The following is a 26,655-nucleotide window of genomic DNA, read 5'->3' as shown; positions in this document are numbered from 1 at the left end:
TCTATACGGCGAGATAACGGTACAGCCCACCTGGCTGTGTTGTCTCGCTGTCGTCGCTCGAGGAGGGCGCGGGTGGCAACAAGGCGATGACCTGGCCATCCGGGGCTTCCAGCAAACGGTGTAGCTGCTGGTAATCGACGGCTGCGGGCGAGATATCGGGGATGCCCTCAAGTTGTGCCAGCGTCTCCAGCAGGGTCGACATGCCTTGTTCCTGCTCTTCAAGTGGCTGAAAGGCTTGCACGTACGCATGCTCACCGTCCCAGCCGATCTTGACCGGATCCTCGATGATGGTGACCTGCGTGCCGTTCGGGATGCGGCCGAAGATCGCTTCGATATCCTCGGGATACATACGAATGCAGCCACGGCTGGCGCGCATGCCGATGCCGCCGGGTCGATTGGTGCCATGAATGAGATAACCAGGAATGTCGAGCAGGATGGCATATTCGCCCAACGGGTTGTCGGGGCCGGGCGGCACGACCCCCGGTACCGATTCACCCCTTGCGGCGGCTTCCTTGCGCATCGATTGGGGCGGATACCAGGCAGGCTTTTCCAGTCGCATGGTGGTCTTCGTTACGCCCAGGGGGGTGTCGTAGCCCTCGCGCCCGATACCGATCGGGTAGGTTTCGACGCGTGGCGGTTCTCCCTCGCCGACCTCCGGATAGTAATAGAGACGCAGTTCGGCGACGTTGATCACGACACCTTCACGCTGGCCGGGCGGCAGAATGTGGCGGGCCGGTATCACGACCTCGGTTCCTTCCCCCGGGACCCAGACGTTGACGTCCGGGTTGGCGCGACGAATCTCGTTGTAGCCCACGTTGTGTTGGCGGGCGATATCCAGCAACGTATCCTCGGCGTGGCTTTTAACCGTGTAGCTCTCGCCTACTACGTTCCCTTCCTCGGGCAGGCGGTAATGCCCCTTGGGCCTCTCGGAGGCTTCGTTTGCCTGGGTAGCCGGTGACCATGGCAGAGTGCCACCAATGAACAAGGCGCATACCAGAGTGCGCACCACTGAGTGCTGCCATGCGCGTAGGGAGGTGAGAATCTGCATCGACACGTTCATTCCTTTCGGGGTCATCGAGTCGTTCCGTCTTGGTAGTGGCAAGACCGTTGCTATTCAGTCTCACCAGTGTGCCTCACCTTACCGTCAATGTCTGAGACAGCATCATACCAAAGACTAGTTCACCTTCAGGAGGCGGGAACAGCCCATTCGTGCTGGCGTTCCGCTCGCATCAAAAGCAAGACGGGGGCTCCGCAATCGTTGTCGTTCATGCCGCACAGCAGGACAATTGCGTAACATCCTTGGTGAAGGTCTGGGCACAGAGCTTGAGACCTTCGACCATGGTCAGGTAGGGGAACAGTTCATCGGCGATGTCGTGTACCGTCATTTGCGCACGCAGCGCCATTGTCGCCGTCTGGATGAGTTCGCCCGCCATGCCGGTGACCGCCTGCACGCCGAGCAGGCGTGCGGTGTCACGTTCGGCAACGATCTTGATGAATCCAGTGGTATCGAAGTTGACGAGGGCGCGCGGCACATTGTCCAGTGTCAGAGTGCGGCTGTCGGCATCGATGCCACGAGCCTTGGCCTCATCCTCCGTCAACCCCACGGTGGCCACTTGTGGGTCGCTGAAGATTACCGCCGGCATGGCGGCGAGATCCAATCTCGTGTCTCCGCCGGTCATATTGATTGCCGCCCGACTCCCACCGGCGGCGGCTACATAGACGAACTGCGGTTGATCGGTGCAATCGCCGGCGGCATAGATATCCGGAACGCTCGCTTGCAGGCGGTCGTCGACGACAATGGCGCCCCGCGTTGTTTTCACCCCAATGGCTTCCAGGTTCAGGGTGTCGATGTTGGGAGTGCGGCCGGTGGCGACCAGTAACTGGTCGGCGCGGATCTCCCCGGCACTGGTGGTAAGCACGAACTCACCGTTGGCATACGCGACCCGGCTGGCCTGGGTCTCGTTGAGCACCTCGATCCCTTCGGCGCGGAATGCGGCCTCGATGGTCTTGCCGATAGCCGGGTCTTCCCGGGAGAACAGGCGGCGGCGAGCGAGGACCGTCACTTGGCTGCCGAGCCGGGCGAAGGCCTGGGCCAGCTCCACGGCCACCGCCGAGGCGCCGATCACTGCCAGGCGCTCTGGAATGGTGTTGCTGGCCAATGCGGTGGTGGAGGTCCAGTAGGGTGTTTCGGCGAGCCCCGGTATGGGCGGGATGGCAGGGCGGGCACCGGTGCCGATAAAGGCCCGGTCGAAAATGACACTTTGCTCGCTGCCGTCAACGGTATGCACGCTCAGGGTATGAGCATCGACGAAATGCGCCTCGCCATGCAGCACGGTGATGGCCGAATTGTCGGCCAGGATGTCTTCGTATTTGCCATGCCGTAGCGCTTCAACTCGTGCCTGCTGCTGGGCCAACAGCTGCTCCCGGTCGATGACCGGCACGGTAGCGGTGATGCCTTGATCGAACGGGCTCTCCCGACGTTGATGGGCGATGTGCGCGGCGCGGATCAGAATCTTGGACGGCACACAGCCGACATTGACGCAGGTACCGCCGATGGTGCCACGCTCGACCAGGGTGACCCGTGCTCCACACTCGACGGCTTTCAAGGCGGCTGCCATGGCGGCACCGCCACTGCCGATCACGGCGATATGCAAGGTCTCGTCTCTGCTCATGTTTGTCACTCCTTAGGGGATTCATTGGTGCTGGAGGCATCCAGCTTTCGTTTGCGGTACAGGGCGTAGCCGGTCAGGCCGATAAAGGCGGCCAGGGCAGGAAACAGCACGTAGTCGAGATAGCCCGTCAGCGCCGCCAGGCCTACCGTGCCAAGCAGGATGACCAGGATCGGGGTGAAACAGCACAGCGCGACCAGCACCGTGCCGATCACCCCCACACGCAGTAGAGTTTTTGGATTCTTCATGCTTACTCCTTTAGCGAGGCCGGGTAGCCAGCATTGGCGGAGGCCGCGGTCAGAGCGTCAAGGGAGGTCTTGGCATCATCGACCTCCCGATCAATAGAACAGCGGTAAAAGAAAAGGGAACGCGAGGGCAACCAGCACCAGCGCCGACACGATCCAAAAAAGCGCTTTGTAGGTCTCCTTTACCTGCGAGATGGCGCAGACCGTGCTCGGTTGAGATTTTGCTTTGGGCCGATAAATGCGCCACCAGGCAAAAAACAACGCAACCAGTGCCACACCGATGAAGATCGGTCGATACTTCTCCAAGGCCGTCAAATTCACGATCCAAGCGCTGGAAACCCCGAGCGTGATCAGCACGAGTGGGCCAAGGCAGCAGGCTGAGGCGAGGATCGCTGCGATCCCTCCGACGGCCAGGGGCCCCTGCCCCGTTTTAGGTTTCGGCATATGCCCTCTCCTTTCATGGCGGCAGTGGGTTGAAGTAAGGTTACTCCCGTAGTCAGCTACGGAAGCAAGCACCATGCAGAGAGAAGCGGAGACCATGACCATTGGCGGCCTGGCCAAGGTCGCCGGCGTCAATGTCGAGACCATCCGGTACTACCAGCGCCGGGGGTTGCTGCCGGAGCCGGAACGACCGTATGGCAGCATTTGGCGTTACAGCAAAAGGGACGTAGAGCGTCTGACCTTCATCAGGACCGCCCAGCGGCTGGGCTTCAGCCTGGACGAAATCGCCGAGTTGTTGCGCCTGGAGGATGGTGCCCACTGTGACGAGGCCAGCGCTCTGGCCGAGCGCAAGCTGGAGGATGTGCGCGAGAAATTGGTTGGCCTGCAGCGTATCGAACATGTGCTGTCCGACTTGGTCCGGGCCTGCCATGAACGGGAAGGGAGCGTCACCTGCCCGTTGATTGCATCACTACATGAAGGCTTGGCGATAAGCGACAAGCAGTCAAATCCGACAGGCTCCTAGCCAATCTGCAGCTCCGCCTGCATCGAGTGCTGAGAGGAAGAAGCAAAGGCGGAGCCGATCAGATAGGCCACCGTCAGCGGACACACGCGTCCCACGAACATCATCATCATGATAATAACCTGTCCCCAATCGGAAAGCTCCGGCGTCAAGCCCCGCGTCAGGCCCACGGTGCCAAGAGCGGACGTGGCTTCAAACGCGACCGTCAGCAGATCGGCATCTTCGGTAATGGACAGGGCCAGGGTACCCATGAAGATGCCGAGTATGGCCATCACCGTTACCGCAAGCGCCTTGAGCAGGGTAGTCGTATCAATGGCGTGCGAAAAGAGCATGGGCTCGCGACGGCGCCGAAGGTAGGACCAGGTGGCGGCGAGCAGGACGAACAGGGTGGTCACTTTAATGCCGCTGGCGGTGCTGTTGGCACCCGCACCAATGAACATCAGCAACATCAACACCAGGCTGGTGGGCTGGGTGAGGCCGCTGATGTCGAGGCTGTTGAAACCGGCGGTTCGTGGTGTCGTGGCCTGCAGCCAGGAGGTCCAGAGCTGATCGGAAAGACCGGGTAGTGTTGCCAGCGTGGCCGGATTATCTGACTCCAGCATATAGATCATGGCGGCGCCCATGAGGCTTAACACAGCGGTACCGAAGAGCATGACCTTGACGTTGATGTCCAGTCGCCGGCTGTGGCGATAGTCGAGCATTCCCATGATCACGATGAAACCCAGTCCTCCGATGAGGTAGAGGGCGGGAATCACCGAATTGATGATCGGGTCTCCGGCGTACCCCATAAGGCTGTCGGGCGAAAGGGTGAAACCGGCATTATTGAAGGCGGAAACGGTGTGGAACAGCGACCACCAGAGTCCTTGAATCCAGCCATGTTCGGGCACCCAGACCAGCGCTAGGGGAACCAGGGCGGCGCCCTCTATCACAAGCGCAAGTTTGACCACCGCCTTGGCAGTGCGTATGACGTCCCGAGGGTGGGTTTCGTTGTAGGGACTGTTTGCGGTCAGGTAACGTCTGCCCCTGACACGCCCGCCGAGTGACAGCAACGCCAGCACGGCGAATGTCATAAGCCCCAGACCACCAACCTGCATCAATATGAGAATGACAGCCTCGCCCCAGAAACTGAAGGTGGGACCGGTGTCGGTTACGACCAGGCCGGTGACGGTTACCGCGGAGGTGGCGGTAAACAGGGCCTCGCTCCATGAAAGGAAGGTGTTCTCGGAGGGCGAGAACTTGAGTAGTACCGTTCCCACAAGGATTAACACCGCGAATCCAGCGATCAGCAAAAACGGAGGGCTGATTCGCCAGGAACGCTGCATGAGTTGGTGATATCGTTCTAGCCGATGGCCCATTGAAATGATCCCCGTAGCTCCAGATGACGAGCGCCGTGATAATCGTCGGGTAGCGGCCTTGGGGCGGGGCTACACACCAGCCGGGCATTTCATCCTTCTGTCGTCCTGCGCGCAATCGCTTCGAAGATGGCGTCGAGTTCCTCGGCGAGCTTGCGCAGCTCCTCTCCCCCCTCGCCGACATAGGGTGCGAAGACATGGCTCGGCGTCTTCCAGGATAGCGTGGCAGTGCCGTCCTCCTCCTCGGTCACATAGAAGCGAATGGGCGCTTCGATCATCGCCGGCACACTGGCACGAACAGCCCGCACGGCAAAGTCGTTGCGAAACACGCCGACGACCCGATTGCCTGGAATGGTTTCGCCCCGACTGGCTGCCGCCTCAGTGGGGCCGGCGTCCGTCACCACGATCATGCCTTCTGCTTCGACCGATTCGTGAAGGCCATCGAGCAGATCGTGGTATGTCTGCTGGGTGGGAATCACTTGCCACCCTTCGTCGGGCCACTCGGTCCCGGCAACGGCCGGCAGAATCAGTGACCCTGACAGTAGGAGGGCGGTCACCACACGGTTTGCCGCTCGCCTGCCTCCCAACCAGTAGCGACGTGCTGACGTGCTTGGTGTCGTCATCTCACAAGCCTCCTGCTCCGAATGGTGCTTGTTGGGGGTACTGATATGAGTCGCCATGCGCAACGGTTCCTTACGGCCAATCCTCGACCGGTATCGGCTTGAATTATGGAACGATCGATTCTAAATTGATCGCATGACACGTGGACGCCCCATCGCATTCAATCCGGATCAGGCCGTGAGCGCCGCCATGCAGGTCTTCTGGGCCAGAGGCTACGATTCGGCTTCGACTCGAGACCTGCTGGAGGCGATGCAGCTCTCGCGCAGCAGCCTGTATCAGGCATTCGGCAGCAAGGAACGATTGTTCCTCGAGGCCCTGCGCCGCTATCGGGAAAACCTGATTGACCGGCTTCACCGGCAACTCGAGGCCTCGCCTTCGGCGCTGGCCTTTGTGGAAGGGCTGTTTCGCGACACGGCTCGGGATGCCGGCAGCGAACGCGCCGCGATCGGGTGCCTGATCTTCAATTCCGCTAGTGAGCTCGGTCAGCGCGGCGACTTGCCGTCTCGCGAGGCCGGCGAGAGTGTCAGGGCCATCACCGAACTTTTCCGCCAGGCGGTGATGCGGGCCCAGTCCGAGGGCGACATTGATCCGCAGCGTGACGCCCGGTCATTGGCCACCTACCTGACCCTGGGCATGGCCGGAATGCGGACGCTGCTCAAGAGCGGGGCTGATGCTGGTGAAGCCACTCGCGCGGTGGAGTTAGTCCTCGACACCCTGCATTGAACGGCGCTTAGTGGGCAGGGTCGGGTATTATTTTTCCGCCATATATGGACTGATCGTTCCATATATGACTCGACACCATCCGGTGTCTCATCAGGCAAGGAGGAATGACCCATGGCAGCCGACTATCAAATGAAGCTCGCCCCTCAGACTCTCGACAACGCCGATGCCAAGGCGAAGCCGTTGTTAGAGAAGGCCAACGCCAAGCTTGGTTTCGTGCCCAAGATGTACGAGGGCATGGCCAAGGCCCCCGAGGTGCTGGATACCTACTTGCATGGCTATGAGCTGTTCCGGCAGGATTCCGGCTTTGCGCCGCCCGAGCAGGAAGTCATATTACTGACCATCAGCCGACTCAACGGCTGCAAGTACTGCATGGCGGCCCACAGCATGCTGGGGGAAAAGATGTCGCAGGTGCCTGCCGACGTGCTGGAGGCCCTCCGTAACGACCAGCCCATTCCCGATGAGCGCTTGGCGGCCCTGAGCGCGTTCACCAGAGTGATGTTCGAGACGCGGGGCATGCCCACCCAGCGTGACGTCGACGCCTTCCTGGCGGCCGGCTTCGAGGAGCAGCACGTGCTGCAGATCATTCTGGCGCTGGCTGTGAAGACGTTGAGCAACTACTCCAACCACATCAATCATCCCGACTTGGACGAGGCCTTCGCCGGCCACGTCTGGAACGGATGAGCCATCGCCGATGCGCTTCATTGCCGGTCCTGCAGGTCGTGATTCATTGACGGCTTGCGGGGCCGTATGCTCTGTTCTTCCCTTCTTATTGGACCGGGCGCCATTTCTCGATACGGTTGTTCTGGAAATCGGCGACGAATACCGTACCGTCCGGAGCGATATCCAAGGCGATGGCGTGGTTGAACTGTCCTGGACCGTCGCCTGTGTCACCGAAGGTGTTGAGGAACTTTCCCTCGGCGGTAAAGACCTGGACCCGGTCATTGTAAAAGTCAGCGGATAACACCTGCCCATCCGGCCCTATGGCGATGCCCGTCACCGTAGTAAGCCAGCCGTTGAACGGGCCATAGATGCCGATGGCGAAGGGGCCACCCCACTTGTGCAGGAACTCGCCCTCGGCGTCGAACGCCTGCACGCGGTTACCATAGCCGTCCGCCACGTAGAGCGTTCCGTCGGCGGCTAACGCGACATCGGTGGGATAGGTGAATTCGCCCGCTCCTCGTCCGGTCTCCCCGGTCGTTCCCCATTGGCGAATGAACTCACCGTCCGCGCGCAAGCGCTGCACGCGCTGATTGTAGAAGTCGGCCACGAAAAGATCGCCGCTCGCGGCAACGGCGACACCTCCCGGTGCATCGAATTCTCCAGGCCCCTCACCGGGGCCTCCAATCATGCGTTGGGAGTCGCCATCCTGGCTAAAGACCTGAATGCGATCGTTCATGTACTCAGGCACATAGAGCTCCCCCTCGTGGATCGTCAGGTTCATCGGTCGCCCGAGTTCACCGGCGGCATCGCCGGGGGTACCGAAGGCACGTTTGAATTGTCCTTCATGGTCAAAGACCTGGATTCGCCCATTACGCGCATCAGCGACAAACACCTTATCCGCGGTGACGGCAACGCCGGTCGGATCATCGAATTGCCCCGGTTCACTGCCCTTGCTACCCCAGGCCCCGACGAATTCATAGCCAGGTCCCTTCTCGCTGGGGATGAAGGCAGCACAGGAAGCTATGGCAGCAACCGCCACCAGGCCTGCCACTATCGCTCCAGCCTTGAGAAATCGCTTGACTTGCATGAGAAGCCCTAAAAATTAATACGGAAACCAATCCGTGTAATGAAATCATCCTCCAACGCCGTGCCATTCAAGTCTTGTGCGGCGGGAAGTTGGACGATGCCCTCGATGATCCAGCGACGGGTCACGTACTGCAGGCCCGGTGAAAGGAAAAGCTGGGTTCCGCCTGAGCTTGCATCCTGCACTCCGTTTATCTCATTCTTTCCGCGGTGGAGCAGGTTCGCTTCAAGCACCCCATACAAGAAGCCCGGCACGCCGCCACTCAGCTTCCGTGGCCAGAGCCGATACTGGAAGGAGCCATCGAGACGCGCTTCATCACCGAACTCGAAACCGTTGGCCTCGGTGTTTGCCTGGTAGGCGAACTGAGCATCGAGCTGATAGGCGAGCGTCTGGTAGGTCAAGGCCACGCCACCAAATGGGTCCCAGGAGCCGGAACCTGACTGCAGCGGCTGCGGCAGCCGGCCGAAGCGATCTCTTTCATCGTCGTCTCCGGTCGGCGTTTCCATACCGAGAAACGGCGCAATGCGGAAGGTACGGCCCGGTGCATCGCCTTTAAATGCTGTGTAGCGCGCAAAGAGGCGCGTATCGCCGAGCCCGCGGCTGCTTCGCTCGATGCGCCGCCCGCCGGGTCCATCGAGATCGAGCTCCTTGTCGAGATAGGGAAGGGCGCCGAACAGGGCAAGATCACTGCTCAGGCCGTAACCGAGCACCGTGATGGCACCGTTGACCCGTAGGTCCCGGTGGGCAAGGCTGGGGTCGTCATCGGCCTTGCGGTACAAGAACTGCTCGCGTAATACGACGTTTCCTTCCGCGACGGGCAGCGCCGTGTTGAAGGTCTGGGGAGCTGCCTGAGCCAAGCCGGACGCCACCATCGTTGCCACGGCCAATAGTCGATGTCCGGATGCCGTCTTACGTCGGTAATGCGTCATGAATAACGCCTCCCTCATCATTGACCACTGGCAGTCGGTGGGGCGTCGAGTGGTTCGAAGTCACCCAGTGTGAATCCGGCCCGGTCGACAGCCTGCTCTGCGCGTGACTCGTCGAGCGTGTGCCCGTCGTCCATGGTGACGATCACCCTGCCAGCCTCGATGTCCGTTTCGATCGTCTGCACTCCTTCAATTTTGCCGAGCTGCTTTTCGATCCCGTAGGCGCAGAAAGGACAGGCGAGCCCATCGACCTCGATCTGGTAACTGGGTCCGGCCGCAAGGGCCGCTGTCGAGACGACGGCGGCAACCAGTGCCAGAAATAAGGCGTGAATCTTGGATGTCATGACGGCTGACCTCGTTGGCTGGTATGTTTTTCTGTCTGTCCCGATCGAGTGGCTCTCGATGGGAGGGTCATGTGGCCCGGGGTTCGCTGCGGTCATTCGAGCGTACGCTGGCCACCGCGTCGAACAGCAGCGATGGCCGCTGCCACAGGGAATTGACGAAGATGGTGGTCACGCTGGCGGCCATGGCCACCATGGCCCACACCGGGTAGATCAGGCCGGTGGCGGCCAGCGGAATGCCGACGCCATTGAACAGGAATGCCAGCGAAACGTTCTGCAGCATCTTGCGATACCCCCAATGGCTGATCCGCCAGGCGGTCATCACGCTGCTCACACGTGAGTTGAGGATGATGATGTCGGCAGCGTCGATGGCGATGTCGGTGCCGCTGCCCATGGCAATGCCCACGTCCGCTTGCATCAGCGCGGGGGCGTCGTTGATCCCGTCGCCGATCATGGCAACTCGCCCCTCGTGTTGCATCTCCCGTAACAAATCGGCTTTCTGCTCCGGTAGCACGCCGGCATGAACCGTCTCGATCCCGGCAAGCCGGGCGATGTGTCGGGCGGTGCGCTCGTTGTCGCCGGTCACCAGCGCGGTGCGAATGCCGAGCTCATGCAACTGCTGCATGGTCTCCGCGGCATCGGTACGCAGTGCATCGCCCAGGGCGATGGCCCCCAGCAGCCGATCGCCGCGAGCGGCGACGATGACCGTCTGGCCCTGATCCTCGGCGGTCTCGATGCCATCGCTCACTAGCGCCAGGTCGATGCCAAGTTCGGTGAGAAAGGCTGGACTGCCGACCCGCACCGGTTCGCCGTCGATCTGGGCGGTGACGCCACGCCCCGACTGTGCCTGGAAATCGGTGACGTCGGGTATCGTCAGGTCCCGGGCCAGAGCCGCTTCAACCACGGCACGAGCCAGCGGATGTTCCGAGGCGGCCTCGGCTGCGGCCGCCAGCGCCAGCAGCGTGTCTTCCTCGCCGTCGACACTGATGATGTCACGTACCGCGGGGCGCCCCTCGGTGAGGGTGCCGGTCTTGTCGAACACCATGGTGGTGACGCGTCGCAGGGCCTGGAAGGACTCGCCGGTGCGCATCAGCACGCCGTGATCGGCCGCTTCGCCGGCGCCACGTACGATGGACAGCGGTGCGGAGATGCCCACGGCGCAGGGATAGCCCATCACCAGCACGGTGAGGGCGGCGAATACGGCCCGCTCCAGGTCGGGCCCGGCACCCCACACTAGCGGCGCACCCATCCAGAACACAAAGGCCAGTGCGGAGACGATCAGCACCGTGGGGGTATAGACCCGCAGCACCCGGTCGACCAGATGCAGCAGGCCAGGCTTGAGCGCCCGCGCATCTTCCAGACTGCGCACCACCTGACTCAGGAAGCTCGCTTCCCCCGTGGCCGTCACCCGCACCAGCAACGTGCCGCTGCCATTGATGGCGCCGCCGACCACCGAATCGCCCACCCCTTTCTCGATCGGCAGGGGTTCGCCGGTGACCAGCGATTGGTCCACGGCCGATTCGCTATCGATGACCTCACCGTCCACCGCGATACGCTCACCGGGACGGATGCGCACCCGCATGCCAGCTTCCACCTGTTCCATCGGCAGGTCCCGTTCGCCGCCTTCGGCGACCACGTGAGCCGTTTCCGGCTGCAGGTCGAGCAGGCGGCGTACCGACTGGGAACTGCGGGTCTTGACGATCAGCGACAGCCACTCGGAGAACAGATGGTAGGTCAGCACCATGACCGATACGGCGAAGAACGCGGCGGTGGGATAGTCTGCGCGCCCCAATACCAGGCCGATGGCGCCGCCGATCAGTCCCGCGAAGGCGCCAATCTCCACCAACACATGCTGATTGAGAATGCCCCGGCGCAGGGCTTGATAGGCCATGACCAGCATCTGCCGGGCGATGCCGAACACCATCGTGATCGCCAGAATCGCCACCAGCACCGCCTCATGACCCGCCAGCACGTCACCGACACGCAACGCGAACAAGCCCAGGCCGCCTACTGCCAACAGGCTGCTACCGCCCAGGGCAGCGGCCACTCCCTGGCCGCGGAGCACGGCATAGCCGAACAGCACCAGGCTGACATAGACCAGGCCGGAGAGCCCCAGGGTCCAGAGCGAACCGGCATTCACGATCAGGCCGATCGCCGCCAGACTGGTCGTCAGCGCCACCAGGAAGCGGTTGCGCTCGTGAGCCAGCGCGCGCTCCTGCCGCTCATAAGGCTCGACTTTGCGGGGATCGCTAAGGGTGTAACCGACCTTCTGCAGCGTCCCCATCAACGCTGCGGCGGAATTCTCCCGCGCATCGTATTCTACCAGGGCTTGTTCGTGAGTGAGGCTGACCGCCACCCGTCGTACGCCCGGCTTTGCCCCCAGGGCCTGCTCGATGGTGCCGGTGCACAACGAGCAATGCAGCCCGCCGATGTGCGCCCGTACCCGTTGGATATCCGGCTCCTCGGTCGGCTCCAGGCTCCATGGCTGGAGGCCGTCTTCCGCTGTCGGGGTGGTCGTCGTCTTCATGCTTCGAGCTTAGGGCCCGTAGTATGCTACGGAGTCAAGGAAGACGGTTACGTTACGCGTGCTCGATAGCCGGCTTCTTCGATCGCCTTGGCCAGTTGCTCGCTGCTGACCTGCGTGGTGTCGACAGCCACTCGGGCCTCGCTGTTCTCATGGGAAACCGAGCATCCTAGGACACCGGACTGCCGTTCCAGGACATGGCGTACGATTTCCACGCAGCCGTCACAATGCATGCCGTCGATACGCAGCTTGACAGTTTGCATGGCGTTCTCCCGTGTGTCATGGCGAAGCGACGGATTGCCCGTGGCCTCGTGAGGTGAAGCATGTGGTATCGAGATATCTTCCTGCTCCAGCGCGCCCAGGATGGAACAGCACTGCAGCGCACCCTCGCCGGGGCAACGCGCGAGCAACTCGGCCAGCCCCCGACGAATGCGCTGTAGACGTGCGATCTTCTCGTCCACATCTTGCAGCTTGGCCATGGCGCGACGCTGTACGTCGCTGGCATCAGCGTGAGAAGCCAGTCGTAGCGAGAGCAAGTCGGCGACTTCGCGCAGCGAGAAGCCCAGTTGCTGGGCGCGTCGAATGAAACGCACCCGTCGCACCGTATCGTCGGGATAGACGCGGTATCCGCCGTCGCGTGGCTTGGGAGGCTGCTCGATCAGTCCCTTGCGCTCATAGAAGCGGATGGTTTCAACCCCGACTCCGGCTGCCTGAGCGGCTTTGCTGATGGTCGTGGCACTCATGTGCATGGCCTCTGAATGCTGCTTTTATCAAAATAAGGGCCGTACCATGCTACGGAGTCAAGTGGTGCCCGCAGATCTCGATCTCGAACTTGTCAGGCAGGGCATCGTTGCCGATGCTGAACGGGTTCTTTCAAGGAGTGTCGACCATGATCAAGAGTCTTCTGGCGATTGCCGTCATGGTAGTGGGTGGACTATCGAACACCGCCATGGCCGAGAAGCAGGATAAGGGTATCGAGCGTATAAGCAGCCCCCTCGGTATCGAGGAAGTCGACCTGCGTCTTCGTGTCGCTCTCGAGGAGAGGGGCCTGACATTGGTCACCGTGATCGACCATGCTGCCAATGCGCGAGAGCGCGGGGCTTGAATTGCCTCCCACCCGTACGTTCATCTTTGGCAACCCGGAGGTGGGAACGCCGATGATGCAGTGCCAGGGTAGTGTAGCGCTTGATCTGCCACAGAAAATGGTATTGCAAGAGAGGAATGGGGCCACCCAGCTAGAGTGGAACTCGCCTCACTATCTCGCCCGGCGCCACGGGTTGGAGGATTGCGAACTTCCCCTCGATAACGTGGCCAATGTGTTGGAATCGTTGGCCAAAGAGGTGGCGGGCGAGTAATCATGGGCACAGCCACGTTCTCCCAAGGTGCTCACTCCTTGGGGGAGTTCCGTGAGTCACTGGAGGTATCGATCACCAGCTCCTCGAACTTGGGGCCAACCTCATGAAGCAGGGTGAACTGTCGATTGCATTCCTGGCAGGCATCGCACATGGCAAGGTGTAATTTCAAGGAAAGTTTTTCTTGGAAACTCAAAGGAGTATCCAAACGCTTGGACATCAGCCGGGTCGCTTCTTTGCACATCATCATCTTGAACATCACTCATCCTCCGACAGCCAGCCGCGCTCGATACAGGCCCGCAAACGCAGCCTGGCGCGGTGCAGGATCACCCAACAATTGTTCTCCTTGATGCCCATTTCCCGGCAAATGTCCTCGGTTGACAGACCCATCAGCTCTCGCAGTGAAAAGACGCGAGCGATGTTATCAGGCAGGGCGATCATGCAGGTATCGAATACCTGCCAGAAGCGCTCACTCAGGAATGCTGCTTCCGGGTCTCCCCAGCTCGAGGGTTTCGCATTTTCCTGCCAGCGGCCATTCTGCTGAAACTGCCGATCGATGGCGTCCTCATCCAGCTCGTTACCCAGAGGCTGCCATTTCCCGTCGCGTCGCTGGGCACGCAATGCGTCGAGTATCTTGTATTTCAGGATGCCGAATACCCAGGTTTCATAACCCGAGCGCCCGGAGAAGCTGTCGTCCTTCTCGATGGCCGCGGCCAACGCCTCCTGCACGGCATCCTCGGCCTGAGCGAGGTCACGGAGCTGTAAGCGGGCAAACGATACCAAGCGTGGCCTCACGGCGGCCAGGCGTCGCATTCTCTCATTCTTGTCTTCACTCGATGATCCCAACATCTCATGACTTCCATCTGGACTCTAGGAGTCATGATGACTGCCTGATATTAAAGGTCAAGTAGTTTTGTCACATTAGGCGTGGATACCTTACGCCAAGCGCTAGAAATATTGCGTTATGTCTGAAGCTGTTTTGTTTATATGGAGTGTGTAATGAATGCGCCCTGTTTGTTACTAACTAATATGGAGTAATTGAATGACCCATGTTGGGACATATGATGATGTGAAAAGCCAGAAGGAATTGGATTTTTGCTGATTGAGAGGAATTGCCATGAAACGCTCTAGCCTTGTGGTTAGTCTTGCTCTCGCGTTGATGTTCGGTCCAGGGGGAGTAGGTTATGCCTTGGCGATGTCAACACCAGAACTATTGCACAATAGTGTGTCAAGCCAACGTCTTGTTCCTACGTCATATGCAGATCGCTTCTCGCTTGATATTGATTCACCCTCGCGAGTCAGCATAAGTAGCGAAAGCTGGGGTTCGATAGGCGTCAATATGATACTCAAAGCACGTTTATTGGATCAAAATGGAAAGCCCGTAAGCACTGCCAAGCAGCGTGGCGGAAATTTTGTGATCAACGAAACCCTTGGGCCCGGAGATTACATTCTGGAGGTCGAAGGGCAAGAGTTGAGTGATAGAGTGCAAACCAATAACCGTTATAATGTGAGGACTAGAATATATTGATGATGTCCATCTGTTTCGGTAATGAATCGCCAGGCATGGTCGCCTGGCGATGCTTTGCCCGTGATGAAGGGCTCCCGGTGGATTCAAGACTCACTTGCACAGTGAGCTAACCGTTGCCATCGCTCGATATCTTCCGGACGGTCGATGTCCCATACCTCGGCAGGATAGGCAATGTTCCAACCCAACTCATCGGCACGACGACGGGTCTGGGCCATGACGCGCTCGGTTCCCCAATCGATATGCTCGAAGAGACGCATGTTGGAACGACGCGTGCCGACCAGTGCATAACCACCGTCCTCCGCCGGAAGAAACACGCCATCGGCATCTTGCAGGGCATGCCAGCAACGTGACAACAGGGCGGGCGACAGCACTGGGCAATCGCTGCCGATGACGAGACCGGGCCCCCGCATGGAGAGCAGGGCGTAATGCATGCGCTTACCCAAGTCGCCGGCGGGCTGGGCGCGTAACGCGATGCCATGACGCTTCGCCAGCTCCAGGAATACGGTGTGAGAATGTTCCAGGGCCGTCCACAGTACGATGTGTTCCGCTGAGGTCGCCTCCAGGGCGATGGTCAGTGTATGGCGCAGCAGGCGTTCGTGCAGTTGTGCGGCGCCTTGTTTACCGAGGCGGGGAATCAGCCGCGTCTTGACCTGTCCTGGCACCGGTGCCTTGGCCAGGATGGCCAGGGGAAAGCTGGCCCGCGGACTCGGACCATGGGGCGTCTCAGCGCGCATGGCGGTACTCCTCGGCCAGTTGCCGGCTATCGATACCGCGCCAGTACCGGTAACGCAGGTGCCACATCTGCAACATGGTGGACCATAGGCCGTGACGTTCCCAGCGTCGAGCGGAACTGACGACGCATGGCCGCACGCAGGCAGGACGTGACAAGCGCTTTAGACGTTTCGAGATTTCGATATCTTCCATCAACGGCTGCTCGGGGAAGCCACCTATGGCTTCGAAGGCTTGGCGCGTCGTGAACAGCGCCTGATCGCCCGTGGCGATGCCGGTGAGTCGCGAACGGAGATTCATGGCCAGCGCGATGACCTTGAGCATGGGATGGCGCCCCTCGAGCCGAACATCGAACCTTCCCCACTGACATCCATCGGCTAATGCTTGCTGGATCCTGTCGACGGCGCCATCGGGCAATCGGGTGTCGGCATGCAGGAACAATAGCACATTGCCACGGCTCGCCTGGGCGCCGACATTCATCTGACGGGCTCGGCCGGCCGCGCTGGAGATGACAAGGGACGCCAGCGGAGCGGCGAGGGCAAAGGTGTCATCCTGGCTTCCACCATCGACGACGACGATTTCGATGCCGTGATCTCTCAGCGCTTGCAACCCGCCGAGCTGGGCTTCTATGTCTGCGGCTTCGTCCAGCGTCGGAATGATGACACTGAGGGTAGCGGAAGAATCCATAAGGGGCTCCAAGTGAAATGACGTTTCGTCGTGCCGATAACGAAAAGCTTACACCGATCTGGCCTGTGGCATGAATGTAAGGATCGTCTCGCCGGTAAGACCAAGATGTAACAAGGACGATTTCACGGAATGGCTGTTCCCAATCCGGGATAGAAAAAGGTGGAAGAAATGATAGACATTATGGTGATGTATCCAAATAGAAACGAAATGAAGTTTGATGAGTCTTATTATTTTAATCATCATGCACCCTTGGTTGCCAGCCTGCTTCGAGACTATGGGCTGATGTACATTCAAGTGGCAAAGGGCATCGAGCGAGATTCCCCTTTTTTTCTCGTGACGCATCTCGGGTTCGAGGACGAGAAGGAATTCAATAAAGCGATCGATGATGTTGGTAGCCAAATATTTGAAGATATTCCGAGGTTCACCAATGTCGAGCCTCTTATACAGCTGGGTAAGCTGATGGTGAACAATCATATGCCATAGTTTCTGAGAGAGGAGTTGCGGTCATGCAGTCGATCCTTCACCAAATAGGGTATTGCCTTGGCTGCTGGCTGTCATGTCCAAGATCGCAATATGATACGCTTCCCAACTATCAACCCGATAGTGTGATGAGATGTCTGCGCCCCGGGGATGTGCTCCTGGTCGAGGGAACATCAAGACTCAGTACGGCCATCAAATACCTGACGCAGTCTTCCTGGTCTCATGCCGCCCTTTATATCGGTGACGCACTCAATGATGCCTCATCAAGTGGTCGCAAGGGAACGTTTATCGAGGCTGATGTGGTGGAGGGTGTCAGGATTGTCGACTTTGATGAATTTCGGGGCTATAACCTGCGCATCTGTCGTCCGGTGGGGTTACGGCAAGAGGATATCGAAGCACTGGTAGAGTTCGTTTGCCAGCGTGTTGGCTACCAATATGATTTGCGGAATATCTTCGACCTGGGTCGCTATCTGATACCTATTCCTCCCGTGCCGAGTCGCTGGCGTCGACGGATGCTGGGGTTGGGCAGTGGCGAGCCGACGCGTGCCATTTGCTCGACATTGATTGCTCAGGCTTTTCAGTCGATAGACTATCCCATCCTTCCCGACCATGTATGGCAAAACGATGAGTCACTCTGCCGAGGTTGCAGAAGAAAGATCTTGAAGAAACGACACTATACGTTATTCACTCCAAGAGACTTTGATTTTTCTCCTTATTTTTTGGTTATCAAGCCGATGCTGGAAGCGGGTTTCACTCCCTACGCTCTGAAGTGGGAGGGGAAGAAAGAGGCACGTGACGACGATCCAGTGCCGGTAGGGTAGAAGGCGGCCACCTCCGGTGGCAGGACGCCACTGATGGCGATAGTGGCCCCCGCGTGCTGCAGGTGAATTCGCGCATGACTGTAAGCCCTCTTGGCCCCGGCCGACATAATGTGACCGCTGGTGTGCAGCGGTGGAGCAAGCACCCTGGCCATAATCACAACAGAGGTAGAACATCATGTCACAGCATGACGAAAAACGCCGCAGGCTCCTGGGCCGCCTGAATCGACAGCTTGCCTACACGGCGCCGATTCTCGCGCTGGTGGCTGGCGGTGCCGCCCTCCAGGCCACGGCGAGCGATTCCTCGACAGAGACGGGGTTTGTGCCCGTTTCCGAGGCATCGCTGCTGCTTGCCAGCAACCAGGCCGAAGCCGAGGGGGAAGCCGAAGCCGAGGGGGAAGCCGAAGCCGAGGGTGGCTCGAGCGCCGCAGTGGCAAGGCCCGAGGGCTACTCACCGGGCTACAGCGAGACCGGTGACAATCCCGAGGAGATGCTGGCCCGCGGCGAGGAGCTCTATTACGACACCTCCTTGAGCACCAATGGCTTGTCCTGCGCGAGCTGTCACGGCAGCGATGGTCAGGACATGGGCTACAAGGCGACCTTCGAGCAGCCCTTCCCCCATCAGGTGGCGATGGCCAACAGCCAGTTCGGCATGTCGGAGGTCCACGCCGACGAGATGGTCCAGGTCTGCATGGTCGCTCCCATGGAAGCGGAGCCGCTGGAATGGGGCAGCGAGGAGTTGACCTCATTGTCCGCCTACATGGTGGAGGTACAGAAACGTTTTGCCGGCGAGCCGCATGATCTCTGAGCCTGGATCCAGGCACTGAGCGTTGTCACACCTTGCCGGTCGCCTGGCACGGGGGCCGGCTGTGGCTCTTGACGGTCATCGGGCCGTGGCACCTCGCAAGGCCCGCCAGTCGGCGGGCCCAGGCTGTTGCCGCGCCCGGGTCCACTGCCTACGCTGATATCAGCAATGACTGAACCGCTGTCCCCCCGTCGATGCTCTTGGGGACAGAAGTCGCAGGGTGGGCACGAGATGACGAATCCAGATCGCAGGGGCATGACCGCTACCAGTATCCGACGCAAGGTGGTGGCCGTCTGCAGTTTGCTGTGCCTGGTATTGGGTGTGGTAGTGGCATGGCAGTCCTGGGCGCAGGACAAGGCGCAGGACAACCAGCGCAGTGCTGTGGTGATGACGATCGACGGTGCCATCGGTCCCGCGACCAACGATTATTTCCAGCGTGGGCTGGACGTGGCCGAAGAGCGTAACGCCGAACTCGTCATCGTGCAGATGAACACCCCGGGAGGGCTGGATGCCTCCATGCGTGACATGATCAGTGCCATGCTGGGGTCGCCCGTGCCCGTGGCTCTCTACGTCTCGCCCAGTGGTTCGCGTGCCGCCAGCGCCGGGACCTACCTGCTGTATGGAAGTCACGTGGCGGCGATGGCACCTGCCACGCACCTCGGTTCGGCGACGCCGGTACAGATAGGCGGCGGCGGGCTACCCTTCGGGGACGGTGATGAAGAACCTGCTGGCAGTGACGGCGATGGAGAAGACGGCGAGAAAACCTCCCCGGACCAGGAGAGCAGTGGCGATGGCGAGCAGGCTGCCGACAAGGAAGCCGACAAGGAAGCCGACGAGCAGGCCAAGCCCGGAGAAGCGTCTCCCCGACGCGGGGAAACCGCCATGGAGCGCAAGGTGCTCGAGGATGCGGTGTCCTATATCCGCAGCCTGGCCGAACGCCATGACCGCAACGCCGACTGGGCCGAGGCCGCGGTGCGTGAAGCGGTCAACCTGACGGCCAGTGAGGCACTGGAGCGCAACGTCATCGATGTGGTGGCCCGCGATATCGACGATCTGCTGGCTCAGATCGACGGTCGCGAGGTGGTCATGGAAGACGGCAAGCGCGTACTGGAGACCCAGAATCTGGCGATCGAGCGCTTCGATCCCGATTGGCGCACCAAACTGCTGTCGGTGATCACCAACCCCAATGTGGCCTATTTCCTGATGATCATCGGCTTCTACGGCCTGATCTTCGAACTTTCCAGCCCCGGCAGCCTGGTGCCTGGCACCATCGGCATCATCTGCTTGCTGCTGGCGCTATTCGCCTTCCAGGTGCTGCCGATCAACTTCGCCGGCCTGGCGTTGATAGTGGTGGGCCTGGGCTTGATAGTGGGAGAGGCCCTGATGCCGAGTTTCGGCATTCTGGGGATCGGTGGCATCGTCGCTTTCGTAATCGGCTCGGTGATTCTCATGGACGCAGACAATCTCAATATTTCCCTTCCGATGATCGGAGGGATCGCCCTGCTGGCAGCGGCGCTCATGCTATGGACCATGACCCGCTTCGTGGGGCTGCGCAAACGTAGGCCGCGAACCGGTCAGGAAGAGCTGATCGGGGCTACCGCTGTGGTCAATAGCGATTTCGAGGGGGCGGGACATGTCACCTTGCATGGCGAGCGCTGGAATGCACGCTCATCGACACCGTTACGTAAGGGACAGGTAGTGACCGTGGTCGGTCTCGATGGCCTGACGGTCGAGGTCGCGCCGCAGGAAGAGGCGACGCGACCCAGCGAATCATCGTGATCGTCGAGCAGCAGTCAATCGCAAGCCAAGGAGTAGAGAGCCATGATGATTTCCTATCTCGTCCCGCTGGTACTGTTGGTATTGTTCCTGGCGGCCTCGATCCGCATCCTGCCGGAGTACAAGCGTGGGGTGGTGTTCTTCCTCGGGCGTTTCCAGGCCGTCAAGGGGCCGGGGCTGTTCATCATCATTCCCGGGATCCAGAAGATGGACGTGGTCGATCTGCGCGTGATCACCATGGACGTTCCGGAGCAGGACGTGATTTCCCAGGATAACGTCACGGTGAAGGTCAACGCGGTGCTGTATTTCCGTGTGGTCGATCCGGAAAAGGCCATCATCCAGGTCGAGCACTTCGTCACCGCGACCAGCCAGTTGGCCCAGACGACCCTGCGTTCGGTACTCGGCAAGCACGATCTCGACGAGATGCTTTCCGAACGCGACAAGCTCAACGACGATATCCAGGAGATCATCGATGCCTCGGCCGAAGGCTGGGGGATCAAGGTCGCCAACGTCGAGATCAAGCATGTCGACCTCGATGAGAGCATGATTCGGGCCATCGCCCGTCAGGCCGAGGCCGAGCGAGAACGCCGCGCCAAGGTGATTCATGCCGAAGGGGAACTGCAGGCTTCGAAGAAGCTGGTGGAGGCCGCCAACATCATGTCGGAGAATTCCGCCGCCTTGCAGCTGCGCTACCTGCAGACCATGAGCGACATGAGCAACAAGAATGCCTCGACCATCGTCGTGCCGCTGCCCATCGACCTCATGGAGGCCTTCCGGCACATGGCCAACAAGGGACCGCGTGACAAGGGGGCCGCCCAGGAGTGAGTCGCCCCATCCTTTCCCACCGCCAGCAAGGGTTGCTGATGACCGCTGGCGGTGCGCTGATCATTTCTCCCGATGCTCTGCTGATCAAGCTGATTGGACTGCCCGATGCGCAGATCCTGTTGTGGCGTGGGCTGCTTACCGCCCTCGGCTTCGTGAGCATCGTCGCGCTGCGCAACGGTCGCGGTTTCATGGCCGCTTACCGGCGCTGTGGCTGGACCGGAATCGGGGTGGCAGTGCTGTTCACCTTTTCGACCTTCGGCTTCGTGCTCGGCAATCAATACACCAAGGGCGGCAACGTGCTGATGATCCTGGCCGGGGCGCCACTGATCGCCGCACTGCTGTCACGGGTTTTCCTGTACGAGCGTCTGCCGTTACGCACCTGGATCGCCATCGCCCTGTGCATGCTGGGGACGTCGCTGATCGTGGTCGACGATGCTGGCACCGGTTCCTGGGTCGGCAACGGCTTCGCCTTGATGGCGGCCTTGGCCCTGGCCGCCAACTTCACGCTGTGTCGTACCCGTCCGGGGATCGACATGAGCCCGATGCTGACCCTGTCGGGGCTGCTGGTCGCCGTTTGCGCCCTGCTGGCGGGCGGGATCGTCATGCCCCCACCGGAGAGTGCCACTCTGTTGGTGCTGTTGTGCCTGATTCTGCTGCCGCTGGGCTTCACCCTGATCCAGCGCGGTCCGTTGTACCTGCCCGCCGCCGAGGTCGGCCTGCTGATGTTGATGGAGGTCGTCGTCGGCACGCTGTGGGTGTGGTGGATTCTCGGCGAACGGCCGGCCCCGGTGGCCATGTTCGGCGGCGCCCTGGTGCTGGGCACCTTGTTGATCAAAGGGCTGATCGAACGCCGCCGGGAACGTCGGTTGAGACCCCAGAGTGCAGGTAGGGGGCTTTCCTGCTAGACTCCGTCGCTCGTGATAAGACCGTGATGCGACGAAAGTCAAAAGCGGCATTTGTCCTCAGACGAGCAACGGGATCCGACCGATCGTGATTTTCGACATGACGCCCCCTGCCTCCCCGGCAGGCTGCACTCCGCCCTAGCGCGCACCTCTCCATTCCACGGCGACGTTCCTTGACGGCAAGCCTTGCCTGGCGTGCCCTTCATGGCAACGTCACCGGTTGGCATCACGCTGATGCCTCTTGTGCCTGATCCATACGATTTCCGGGTAAACCGATTGGCTTGAATATCCGACTCGCATTGCCTCCCGCTTGGCGAAGGGATGAGCAAGACAAGTCGGGAGCCCGGTTACCGTTTCTCTCCTGACGCCTTCGGGCATGACTTGGACCCACGACGGGACTGCAGAATGATCCGATCCATCAAGCAAGACTGGTTTTCCAATATCAAGGGCGACACCCTCTCGGGCATCGTCGTGGCCCTGGCCTTGATCCCCGAGGCGATCGCCTTCTCGATCATCGCCGGCGTCGATCCCAAGGTCGGCCTGTACGCTTCCTTCTGTATTGCCGTCGTCATCGCCTTCGTTGGCGGTCGGCCGGGCATGATCTCTGCCGCCACGGGGGCCATGGCGCTGTTGATGGTGACCCTGGTCCGCGACCATGGCCTCGAGTACCTGCTGGCCGCCACGCTGTTGACCGGGGTGTTGCAGATCTTTGCCGGCTATCTCAAGCTTGCCAACCTGATGCGCTTCGTATCGCGCTCGGTGGTCACCGGCTTCGTCAATGCCCTGGCGATCCTGATCTTCATGGCCCAGCTGCCTGAATTGACCGGCGTGACCTGGCATGTCTATGTCATGACCATCGCCGGTCTGGGGATCATCTACCTATTTCCCTATCTGCCGCTGATCGGCAAGAGCATACCGTCACCACTGGTATGCATCGTGGTGCTGACGGCCGTCTATATGATCTCGGGCATGGACATCCGGACCGTGGGTGACATGGGCGAACTGCCCGATACGCTGCCGGTGTTCCTGTGGCCGGACGTGCCGCTCAATATCGAGACGCTGCTGATCATCCTGCCCTATGCGGTGATGCTTACCATAGTGGGCCTGCTGGAGTCGATGATGACCGCCACCATCGTCGACGACCTGACCGATACCAAGAGCGACAAGAACCGCGAGTGCAAGGGGCAGGGCATCGCCAATATCGGCTCGGGACTGTTGGGCGGCATGGCGGGCTGTGCGATGATCGGCCAGTCGGTGATCAACATCAAATCCGGTGGCCGTACCCGGCTGTCGGCGCTGATCGCCGGCGTGACGTTGCTGCTGCTGGTGGTGTTCCTCGCCGACTGGGTATCGCAGATTCCGATGGCCGCGTTGGTGGCGGTGATGATCATGGTTTCCATCGGGACCTTCAGTTGGAGTTCGTTGCGCGATCTGAAGAAGCACCCGCTTTCGACCAATATCGTCATGGTCGCCACGGTGATCGTGGTGGTCGCCACCCACAACCTGGCCATCGGCGTCTTCGTCGGCGTGCTGTTGGCGGCGATGTTCTTTGCCAACAAGGTCGGCAATATCCTGTATATCGGTTCCCGAGAGACCGACGAAGGTCGTGGTCGTGAATACCAGGTGGTAGGCCAGGTGTTCTTCGCCTCGTCCGAGCGTTTCATGGCCTCCTTCGACTTCAAGGAAAGCATTGCAAAGGTGACCATCGACCTGTCTCGCGCCCACTTCTGGGATATTACCGCGGTCGAGGCGCTGGACCGGGTGGTGATCAAGTTCCGCCGCGAGGGCACCGACGTCGACATCATCGGCCTCAACGAGGCCAGTGCCACCATCGTCGACCGTTTTGCGGTCCACGACAAGCCGGATGCCGTCGAGAAGCTGATGGGTGGGCACTGAGCGAGGGGGCGATATGCCGGGGCAAGGTATCCAGCGCCGGCACAATGTTGTAGAAAAGGAGTGGGGAGCAGAGTCGACGCAATGAAACGCCGGCAAGGAATACGACAATGACCGATCAAGTGATGGCCGCCATCGATGGCTCGCAGTTCTCCACGGCAGTATGCGATGCCGCCGCTTGGGCCAGCCTGGCGCTGGCAGCGCCGCTGACTTTCCTGCACGTGGTCGACAATCACCCGCAGACGGCCGAGGCCGATCTATCCGGCAATATCGGTCTGGGCTCCCGAGAACACCTGCTGGAGGAACTGGCGTCGCTGGACGAGAAGCGTGCCAGGCTGGCCCAGGAGCAGGGGCGGTTGATGCTGGAAGCCGCCAAGTCGCGGGCCATCGAGAATGGTGTGGCCGAGCCGGGCATCCGGCAACGCAATGGGGAACTGGTGGAGACGCTGGCCGAACTGGAAGACGATATCCGCCTGCTGGTGATCGGCAAGCGCGGTGAAGCGGCGCACAAGGCCAGCGAACACCTGGGGTCGAACCTCGAACGTGTGGTGCGCAGCCTGCACCGGCCGATCCTGGTCGTGCCCGAGGCCTTCGAGACACCTCGTCAGGTGTTGATCGCCTTCGACGGTAGCAAGACCACCCGCAAAGGGGTGGAGATGGTTGCCAAAAGCCCACTGTTCCGGGGAATATCCTGCCATGTGGTCATGGTCGGCGCCGAGGTGGCGGATATGCGCTCCCAGCTCGACTGGGCACTGATGACGCTGAACGACGCCGGTTTCGAAGCGCATGGCGAGATACGCGCCGGTGAGGTCGAGGAGAGTCTGCGCAGCTATCAACAGGAACACGCTATCGACCTACTGGTGATGGGGGCCTACGGGCATTCGCGGATTCGTCATCTGCTGGTGGGAAGCACGACAACGGGCATGCTGCGCAAGGCCACGGTACCGGTATTATTGCTGCGCTGACGGATTCATACATTACGTGAGGAAGCTCATGACCATCGTACGACACGATACCCAGGCACGCATGAGTCGTGCCGTGATTCATAATGACGTGGCCTACCTGTGTGGCCAGGTGGCGGGCCCCGAGGCGCGCCAGGGTGATATCACCGCCCAGACCGAGAGCATGCTGGCGCGTGTCGATGCCCTGCTCAAGGAGGTGGGCTCCGACCGCGAACGCCTGCTGTCGGCGACCATCTACCTCAAGGATGGCAGTGACTTTGCCGCCATGAATGCGGTGTGGGACAGTTGGGTGCCACAAGGCCATGCGCCGGCGCGGACTTGCGTGTGCGCACCGATGCCTGCCGATGAACTGAAAGTCGAGATCACCGTCACGGCGGTGGTGAAAAGCTAGTCTTCCCCTTCTTCGAACGTGACCCGACGCGGCTGGTGGCGCAGAAAGACCGCCAGCCGCTCATCTTCGCATTCCCCCACCTGACAGAGCTGCCCGGCCAGCTCGGCATATTGGCGCAGGATCGGATCGATCAGGCGCATGCGTGTCGCATCGCTCTTGGCCTCTTCGGCTTCGCTGGCCAGCCACTCGAACAATCGCCCCAGGCGTGCAATGTTGGGGTCGCCGCGCCCGGTATTGCCGCGCAGGGCGTCAATAGCCAGGCAGCGCAGCACGCTACGCTTGTTGGGATCCAGGCTTTCCTTGTCGAGTAGGGCCTCGGCTTGATGCACGAAGCGCTCCATGAGTTGTGCCGTTTCCGCCGCGCGAAGCTGTCGGCCCTGGCACTCGAGGCTCGTGGCCAAGGCCTTGTGTTGGGTGCGCAGGCCGGCCATCAGGGTGGCCACCATGATCAACAGGCTCATGACGGCTGCCAGAGCCAGGGCGAAGATACCCAGTGGCGCCAACTGCTCGGCTGGCAGCGGCCAGGCGATGTCGCTGGCGGCGATCCCCAGTGCCCCCAGGAGGAGTGTGGCAATGACGATCGATAACAAGGTAGTGATGGATGGCATCGCTGGGCTCCTGGTGCTCCGGCGTGGGAAAACGAGAGGTGATGTCGGATTATCGGCAGCGGACCGAGATACCTGAATGGTGACGGTTTCACTTATCCTCGAGTGTCTCCTCATTGTCGCGCGCGTCTTCCGTCGAGGCTTCGGGAGAGCGGGCAAACCATTCGCTGAGGAAGGTCTGCAGGGACACGTCGACCAGCGGGCGCTGTTCTTCCAGTTGGACAATCAGTGCGTCGCCATTGGCGGCCGCTAGCGTGATCTTCTCGAGCCTATCCTTCCCTTCCAGGGTCAGAGTGCCCAGCCAGGTTTCCAGTGGCGGAGCGAGTGGGGTGAGCCGTACCTGCCAGTCCTTGGGTTCGCCTTCCAACTCGATATGGTAATAGTGCGAGAGTGCCGGCCAGTTGCCGCCCATCAGGTCGACGAGTTGCTGGGCGAAGGCAAAACGATCGCTCAGCAGCATCAGGTTCGCCTCTTCCGAGCTTTCGTCTTCGTTATCCCGGGTTGGGGGGAACACCATGTCGACGTAGAAGGCCATGGTGGACTTCACGGGGGTCAAGAGCTGCCAGATCACCCGCCGGTCGCGTTGATAGAGAAAGCGTCCCTCGCTGTAGAGACGCGTTTGCTGGTCGGCCAGCCAGCTGCGCTGCTCGAAGTGACCCTGGATGGCGGCGGGCTCGGCCAGGCGTGTCCGTAGCGCTTCGAGATCGAAAGCCAATGCCGGGGTGACACCGGTCAATAGCAGCATTGCAATGAGGAATCTGGGCAAGGTCACTGTCTTCTGAATCAAGCGTCGGCA

At 60.6% G+C, this 26,655-nt stretch carries 32 protein-coding genes; 15 read left to right on the top strand and 17 right to left on the bottom strand.

The annotated features are described in order from the left end of the window. Position 1: 1 nt before the first annotated feature. The 4 genes from ACFOEV_RS15185 to merT all read right to left on the bottom strand — a co-directional run bounded on the left by ACFOEV_RS15185 (position 2) and on the right by merT (position 3,358). Positions 2–1,075: a L,D-transpeptidase family protein gene (locus ACFOEV_RS15185; RefSeq protein ID WP_386775407.1), complete on the bottom strand. Its 1,074-nt coding sequence runs from the start codon at positions 1,073–1,075 to the stop codon at positions 2–4. A gap of 190 nt (positions 1,076–1,265) precedes the next feature. Then, positions 1,266–2,672 (bottom strand): mercury(II) reductase, encoded by a 1,407-nt coding sequence (merA, locus tag ACFOEV_RS15180; protein WP_386775405.1) that lies wholly within the window; start codon positions 2,670–2,672, stop codon positions 1,266–1,268. A 5-nt stretch (positions 2,673–2,677) separates the two neighbouring features. Then, on the bottom strand, positions 2,678–2,917 hold the full coding sequence (gene merF / locus ACFOEV_RS15175) for a mercury resistance system transport protein MerF (protein WP_386775403.1): 240 nt from the start codon (positions 2,915–2,917) through the stop codon (positions 2,678–2,680). A gap of 90 nt (positions 2,918–3,007) precedes the next feature. Next, positions 3,008–3,358: a mercuric ion transporter MerT gene (merT, locus tag ACFOEV_RS15170; protein ID WP_386775401.1), complete on the bottom strand. Its 351-nt coding sequence runs from the start codon at positions 3,356–3,358 to the stop codon at positions 3,008–3,010. 73 nt (positions 3,359–3,431) lie between these two features. Between merT and merR the strand changes: the two genes are divergently transcribed. Further along, a complete protein-coding gene (gene merR, locus ACFOEV_RS15165; RefSeq protein WP_386775399.1) occupies positions 3,432–3,878 on the top strand; it encodes an Hg(II)-responsive transcriptional regulator in 447 nt (148 codons plus the stop codon). Here the strand turns inward: merR and ACFOEV_RS15160 are convergent. Both ACFOEV_RS15160 and ACFOEV_RS15155 read right to left on the bottom strand, forming a co-directional pair. Then, positions 3,875–5,197, bottom strand: coding sequence for a TrkH family potassium uptake protein (locus ACFOEV_RS15160; RefSeq protein WP_386775397.1), 1,323 nt, complete (start codon positions 5,195–5,197; stop codon positions 3,875–3,877). The genes merR and ACFOEV_RS15160 overlap by 4 nt on opposite strands. A 122-nt stretch (positions 5,198–5,319) precedes the next feature. Beyond that, the gene (locus ACFOEV_RS15155; RefSeq protein WP_386775395.1) at positions 5,320–5,850 is read right to left on the bottom strand and encodes a DUF302 domain-containing protein; all 531 of its coding nucleotides are present in this window, start codon (positions 5,848–5,850) and stop codon (positions 5,320–5,322) included. Positions 5,851–5,983: 133 nt separating this feature from the next. On the opposite strand from ACFOEV_RS15155, the gene ACFOEV_RS15150 reads away from it, so the two are divergent. Next, positions 5,984–6,571 (top strand): TetR/AcrR family transcriptional regulator, encoded by a 588-nt coding sequence (locus ACFOEV_RS15150; RefSeq protein WP_386775393.1) that lies wholly within the window; start codon positions 5,984–5,986, stop codon positions 6,569–6,571. A 111-nt stretch (positions 6,572–6,682) separates the two neighbouring features. Further along, a complete protein-coding gene (locus ACFOEV_RS15145; RefSeq protein ID WP_386775391.1) occupies positions 6,683–7,252 on the top strand; it encodes a carboxymuconolactone decarboxylase family protein in 570 nt (189 codons plus the stop codon). 85 nt (positions 7,253–7,337) lie between these two features. Here the strand turns inward: ACFOEV_RS15145 and ACFOEV_RS15140 are convergent, their stop codons facing one another. The 5 genes from ACFOEV_RS15140 to ACFOEV_RS15120 form a co-directional block, all read right to left on the bottom strand. Then, positions 7,338–8,318: an NHL repeat-containing protein gene (locus ACFOEV_RS15140; protein WP_386775389.1), complete on the bottom strand. Its 981-nt coding sequence runs from the start codon at positions 8,316–8,318 to the stop codon at positions 7,338–7,340. Positions 8,319–8,326: 8 nt separating this feature from the next. Beyond that, positions 8,327–9,244 (bottom strand): transporter, encoded by a 918-nt coding sequence (locus ACFOEV_RS15135; protein ID WP_386775387.1) that lies wholly within the window; start codon positions 9,242–9,244, stop codon positions 8,327–8,329. Between the two features lie 17 nt (positions 9,245–9,261). Continuing rightward, the gene (locus ACFOEV_RS15130) at positions 9,262–9,585 is read right to left on the bottom strand and encodes a heavy-metal-associated domain-containing protein (RefSeq protein ID WP_386775385.1); all 324 of its coding nucleotides are present in this window, start codon (positions 9,583–9,585) and stop codon (positions 9,262–9,264) included. 67 nt (positions 9,586–9,652) lie between these two features. Continuing rightward, positions 9,653–12,109, bottom strand: a complete 2,457-nt coding sequence (locus ACFOEV_RS15125) for a heavy metal translocating P-type ATPase (RefSeq protein ID WP_386775383.1) — start codon at positions 12,107–12,109, stop codon at positions 9,653–9,655. Positions 12,110–12,156: 47 nt separating this feature from the next. Further along, positions 12,157–12,849 (bottom strand): MerR family transcriptional regulator, encoded by a 693-nt coding sequence (locus ACFOEV_RS15120; protein WP_386775381.1) that lies wholly within the window; start codon positions 12,847–12,849, stop codon positions 12,157–12,159. A 146-nt stretch (positions 12,850–12,995) separates the two neighbouring features. Here ACFOEV_RS15120 and ACFOEV_RS15115 point away from each other — a divergent pair, with 146 nt between their 5' ends. Further along, positions 12,996–13,211, top strand: a complete 216-nt coding sequence (locus ACFOEV_RS15115) for a hypothetical protein (protein WP_386775379.1) — start codon at positions 12,996–12,998, stop codon at positions 13,209–13,211. After that, the gene (locus ACFOEV_RS15110) at positions 13,180–13,461 is read left to right on the top strand and encodes a DUF302 domain-containing protein (RefSeq protein WP_386775377.1); all 282 of its coding nucleotides are present in this window, start codon (positions 13,180–13,182) and stop codon (positions 13,459–13,461) included. The genes ACFOEV_RS15115 and ACFOEV_RS15110 overlap by 32 nt, the downstream gene beginning before the upstream one ends. A gap of 31 nt (positions 13,462–13,492) precedes the next feature. On the opposite strand, the gene ACFOEV_RS15105 is transcribed toward ACFOEV_RS15110, so the two are convergent. Both ACFOEV_RS15105 and ACFOEV_RS15100 read right to left on the bottom strand, forming a co-directional pair. Then, positions 13,493–13,717 carry a zf-HC2 domain-containing protein gene (locus ACFOEV_RS15105; RefSeq protein WP_386775375.1) on the bottom strand — a complete coding sequence of 75 codons (225 nt, stop codon included), beginning with the start codon at positions 13,715–13,717 and terminating at the stop codon, positions 13,493–13,495. After that, a complete protein-coding gene (locus ACFOEV_RS15100) occupies positions 13,717–14,307 on the bottom strand; it encodes a sigma-70 family RNA polymerase sigma factor (RefSeq protein WP_386775373.1) in 591 nt (196 codons plus the stop codon). The genes ACFOEV_RS15105 and ACFOEV_RS15100 overlap by 1 nt, the downstream gene beginning before the upstream one ends. A gap of 268 nt (positions 14,308–14,575) precedes the next feature. On the opposite strand from ACFOEV_RS15100, the gene ACFOEV_RS15095 reads away from it, so the two are divergent. Then, positions 14,576–14,986 carry a hypothetical protein gene (locus ACFOEV_RS15095; protein WP_386775371.1) on the top strand — a complete coding sequence of 137 codons (411 nt, stop codon included), beginning with the start codon at positions 14,576–14,578 and terminating at the stop codon, positions 14,984–14,986. 83 nt (positions 14,987–15,069) lie between these two features. On the opposite strand, the gene ACFOEV_RS15090 is transcribed toward ACFOEV_RS15095, so the two are convergent. After that, positions 15,070–15,720 (bottom strand): TIGR04282 family arsenosugar biosynthesis glycosyltransferase, encoded by a 651-nt coding sequence (locus tag ACFOEV_RS15090; protein ID WP_386775369.1) that lies wholly within the window; start codon positions 15,718–15,720, stop codon positions 15,070–15,072. After that, positions 15,710–16,402, bottom strand: coding sequence for a TIGR04283 family arsenosugar biosynthesis glycosyltransferase (locus ACFOEV_RS15085; RefSeq protein ID WP_386775367.1), 693 nt, complete (start codon positions 16,400–16,402; stop codon positions 15,710–15,712). Before ACFOEV_RS15085 ends, ACFOEV_RS15090 begins: the two co-directional genes overlap by 11 nt. 168 nt (positions 16,403–16,570) lie before the next feature. Here ACFOEV_RS15085 and ACFOEV_RS15080 point away from each other — a divergent pair, with 168 nt between their 5' ends. The 9 genes from ACFOEV_RS15080 to ACFOEV_RS15040 all read left to right on the top strand — a co-directional run bounded on the left by ACFOEV_RS15080 (position 16,571) and on the right by ACFOEV_RS15040 (position 25,254). Continuing rightward, positions 16,571–16,885 carry an EthD family reductase gene (locus ACFOEV_RS15080; protein WP_386775597.1) on the top strand — a complete coding sequence of 105 codons (315 nt, stop codon included), beginning with the start codon at positions 16,571–16,573 and terminating at the stop codon, positions 16,883–16,885. Positions 16,886–16,908: 23 nt separating this feature from the next. Next, positions 16,909–17,703, top strand: coding sequence for a YiiX/YebB-like N1pC/P60 family cysteine hydrolase (locus tag ACFOEV_RS15075; protein ID WP_386775365.1), 795 nt, complete (start codon positions 16,909–16,911; stop codon positions 17,701–17,703). Positions 17,704–17,878: 175 nt separating this feature from the next. Next, complete coding sequence (locus ACFOEV_RS15070) at positions 17,879–18,508, top strand: hypothetical protein (RefSeq protein ID WP_386775363.1); 630 nt, start codon at positions 17,879–17,881, stop codon at positions 18,506–18,508. A 228-nt stretch (positions 18,509–18,736) separates the two neighbouring features. Beyond that, on the top strand, positions 18,737–20,284 hold the full coding sequence (locus tag ACFOEV_RS15065) for an NfeD family protein (RefSeq protein ID WP_386775361.1): 1,548 nt from the start codon (positions 18,737–18,739) through the stop codon (positions 20,282–20,284). Between the two features lie 42 nt (positions 20,285–20,326). After that, positions 20,327–21,106, top strand: coding sequence for a slipin family protein (locus tag ACFOEV_RS15060; protein WP_386775359.1), 780 nt, complete (start codon positions 20,327–20,329; stop codon positions 21,104–21,106). After that, the gene (locus ACFOEV_RS15055) at positions 21,103–22,011 is read left to right on the top strand and encodes a DMT family transporter (RefSeq protein WP_386775357.1); all 909 of its coding nucleotides are present in this window, start codon (positions 21,103–21,105) and stop codon (positions 22,009–22,011) included. The genes ACFOEV_RS15060 and ACFOEV_RS15055 overlap by 4 nt, the downstream gene beginning before the upstream one ends. A 402-nt stretch (positions 22,012–22,413) precedes the next feature. Continuing rightward, on the top strand, positions 22,414–23,904 hold the full coding sequence (locus ACFOEV_RS15050) for a SulP family inorganic anion transporter (protein ID WP_386775355.1): 1,491 nt from the start codon (positions 22,414–22,416) through the stop codon (positions 23,902–23,904). A 107-nt stretch (positions 23,905–24,011) separates the two neighbouring features. Beyond that, on the top strand, positions 24,012–24,866 hold the full coding sequence (locus ACFOEV_RS15045) for a universal stress protein (RefSeq protein WP_386775353.1): 855 nt from the start codon (positions 24,012–24,014) through the stop codon (positions 24,864–24,866). Positions 24,867–24,894: 28 nt separating this feature from the next. Then, complete coding sequence (locus ACFOEV_RS15040) at positions 24,895–25,254, top strand: RidA family protein (protein ID WP_386775351.1); 360 nt, start codon at positions 24,895–24,897, stop codon at positions 25,252–25,254. Here ACFOEV_RS15040 and ACFOEV_RS15035 read toward each other — a convergent pair. Then, positions 25,251–25,862: a hypothetical protein gene (locus ACFOEV_RS15035; RefSeq protein ID WP_386775349.1), complete on the bottom strand. Its 612-nt coding sequence runs from the start codon at positions 25,860–25,862 to the stop codon at positions 25,251–25,253. The genes ACFOEV_RS15040 and ACFOEV_RS15035 overlap by 4 nt on opposite strands. 88 nt (positions 25,863–25,950) lie before the next feature. Then, positions 25,951–26,625, bottom strand: coding sequence for a LolA family protein (locus ACFOEV_RS15030; protein ID WP_386775347.1), 675 nt, complete (start codon positions 26,623–26,625; stop codon positions 25,951–25,953). Positions 26,626–26,655 lie beyond the last annotated feature (30 nt).

This window comes from Litchfieldella rifensis (genome assembly GCF_042646605.1).
Lineage (GTDB): Bacteria > Pseudomonadota > Gammaproteobacteria > Pseudomonadales > Halomonadaceae > Litchfieldella > Litchfieldella rifensis.
Note: the sequence above shows the minus strand (reverse complement) of the source record. Positions and strands in the feature narration are given on the sequence as shown.

Coding starts and splice junctions, on each gene's coding strand:
- merT (WP_386775401.1), bottom strand. CDS start 3,358: ATGCCGAAACCTAAAACGGGGCAGGGGCCCCTGGCCGTCGGAGGGATC.
- ACFOEV_RS15060 (WP_386775359.1), top strand. CDS start 20,327: ATGATGATTTCCTATCTCGTCCCGCTGGTACTGTTGGTATTGTTCCTG.
- ACFOEV_RS15085 (WP_386775367.1), bottom strand. CDS start 16,402: ATGGATTCTTCCGCTACCCTCAGTGTCATCATTCCGACGCTGGACGAA.
- ACFOEV_RS15105 (WP_386775375.1), bottom strand. CDS start 13,717: ATGTTCAAGATGATGATGTGCAAAGAAGCGACCCGGCTGATGTCCAAG.
- ACFOEV_RS15120 (WP_386775381.1), bottom strand. CDS start 12,849: ATGAGTGCCACGACCATCAGCAAAGCCGCTCAGGCAGCCGGAGTCGGG.
- ACFOEV_RS15040 (WP_386775351.1), top strand. CDS start 24,895: ATGACCATCGTACGACACGATACCCAGGCACGCATGAGTCGTGCCGTG.
- ACFOEV_RS15185 (WP_386775407.1), bottom strand. CDS start 1,075: ATGACCCCGAAAGGAATGAACGTGTCGATGCAGATTCTCACCTCCCTA.
- ACFOEV_RS15065 (WP_386775361.1), top strand. CDS start 18,737: ATGACGAATCCAGATCGCAGGGGCATGACCGCTACCAGTATCCGACGC.
- merA (WP_386775405.1), bottom strand. CDS start 2,672: ATGAGCAGAGACGAGACCTTGCATATCGCCGTGATCGGCAGTGGCGGT.
- ACFOEV_RS15070 (WP_386775363.1), top strand. CDS start 17,879: ATGTCACAGCATGACGAAAAACGCCGCAGGCTCCTGGGCCGCCTGAAT.
- merR (WP_386775399.1), top strand. CDS start 3,432: ATGCAGAGAGAAGCGGAGACCATGACCATTGGCGGCCTGGCCAAGGTC.
- ACFOEV_RS15150 (WP_386775393.1), top strand. CDS start 5,984: ATGACACGTGGACGCCCCATCGCATTCAATCCGGATCAGGCCGTGAGC.
- ACFOEV_RS15160 (WP_386775397.1), bottom strand. CDS start 5,197: ATGCAGCGTTCCTGGCGAATCAGCCCTCCGTTTTTGCTGATCGCTGGA.
- ACFOEV_RS15035 (WP_386775349.1), bottom strand. CDS start 25,862: ATGCCATCCATCACTACCTTGTTATCGATCGTCATTGCCACACTCCTC.
- ACFOEV_RS15110 (WP_386775377.1), top strand. CDS start 13,180: ATGCTGCCAATGCGCGAGAGCGCGGGGCTTGAATTGCCTCCCACCCGT.
- ACFOEV_RS15115 (WP_386775379.1), top strand. CDS start 12,996: ATGATCAAGAGTCTTCTGGCGATTGCCGTCATGGTAGTGGGTGGACTA.
- merF (WP_386775403.1), bottom strand. CDS start 2,917: ATGAAGAATCCAAAAACTCTACTGCGTGTGGGGGTGATCGGCACGGTG.
- ACFOEV_RS15145 (WP_386775391.1), top strand. CDS start 6,683: ATGGCAGCCGACTATCAAATGAAGCTCGCCCCTCAGACTCTCGACAAC.
- ACFOEV_RS15090 (WP_386775369.1), bottom strand. CDS start 15,720: ATGCGCGCTGAGACGCCCCATGGTCCGAGTCCGCGGGCCAGCTTTCCC.
- ACFOEV_RS15080 (WP_386775597.1), top strand. CDS start 16,571: ATGATAGACATTATGGTGATGTATCCAAATAGAAACGAAATGAAGTTT.
- ACFOEV_RS15095 (WP_386775371.1), top strand. CDS start 14,576: ATGAAACGCTCTAGCCTTGTGGTTAGTCTTGCTCTCGCGTTGATGTTC.
- ACFOEV_RS15155 (WP_386775395.1), bottom strand. CDS start 5,850: ATGACGACACCAAGCACGTCAGCACGTCGCTACTGGTTGGGAGGCAGG.
- ACFOEV_RS15140 (WP_386775389.1), bottom strand. CDS start 8,318: ATGCAAGTCAAGCGATTTCTCAAGGCTGGAGCGATAGTGGCAGGCCTG.
- ACFOEV_RS15100 (WP_386775373.1), bottom strand. CDS start 14,307: ATGTTGGGATCATCGAGTGAAGACAAGAATGAGAGAATGCGACGCCTG.
- ACFOEV_RS15130 (WP_386775385.1), bottom strand. CDS start 9,585: ATGACATCCAAGATTCACGCCTTATTTCTGGCACTGGTTGCCGCCGTC.
- ACFOEV_RS15050 (WP_386775355.1), top strand. CDS start 22,414: ATGATCCGATCCATCAAGCAAGACTGGTTTTCCAATATCAAGGGCGAC.
- ACFOEV_RS15075 (WP_386775365.1), top strand. CDS start 16,909: ATGCAGTCGATCCTTCACCAAATAGGGTATTGCCTTGGCTGCTGGCTG.
- ACFOEV_RS15135 (WP_386775387.1), bottom strand. CDS start 9,244: ATGACGCATTACCGACGTAAGACGGCATCCGGACATCGACTATTGGCC.
- ACFOEV_RS15045 (WP_386775353.1), top strand. CDS start 24,012: ATGACCGATCAAGTGATGGCCGCCATCGATGGCTCGCAGTTCTCCACG.
- ACFOEV_RS15125 (WP_386775383.1), bottom strand. CDS start 12,109: ATGAAGACGACGACCACCCCGACAGCGGAAGACGGCCTCCAGCCATGG.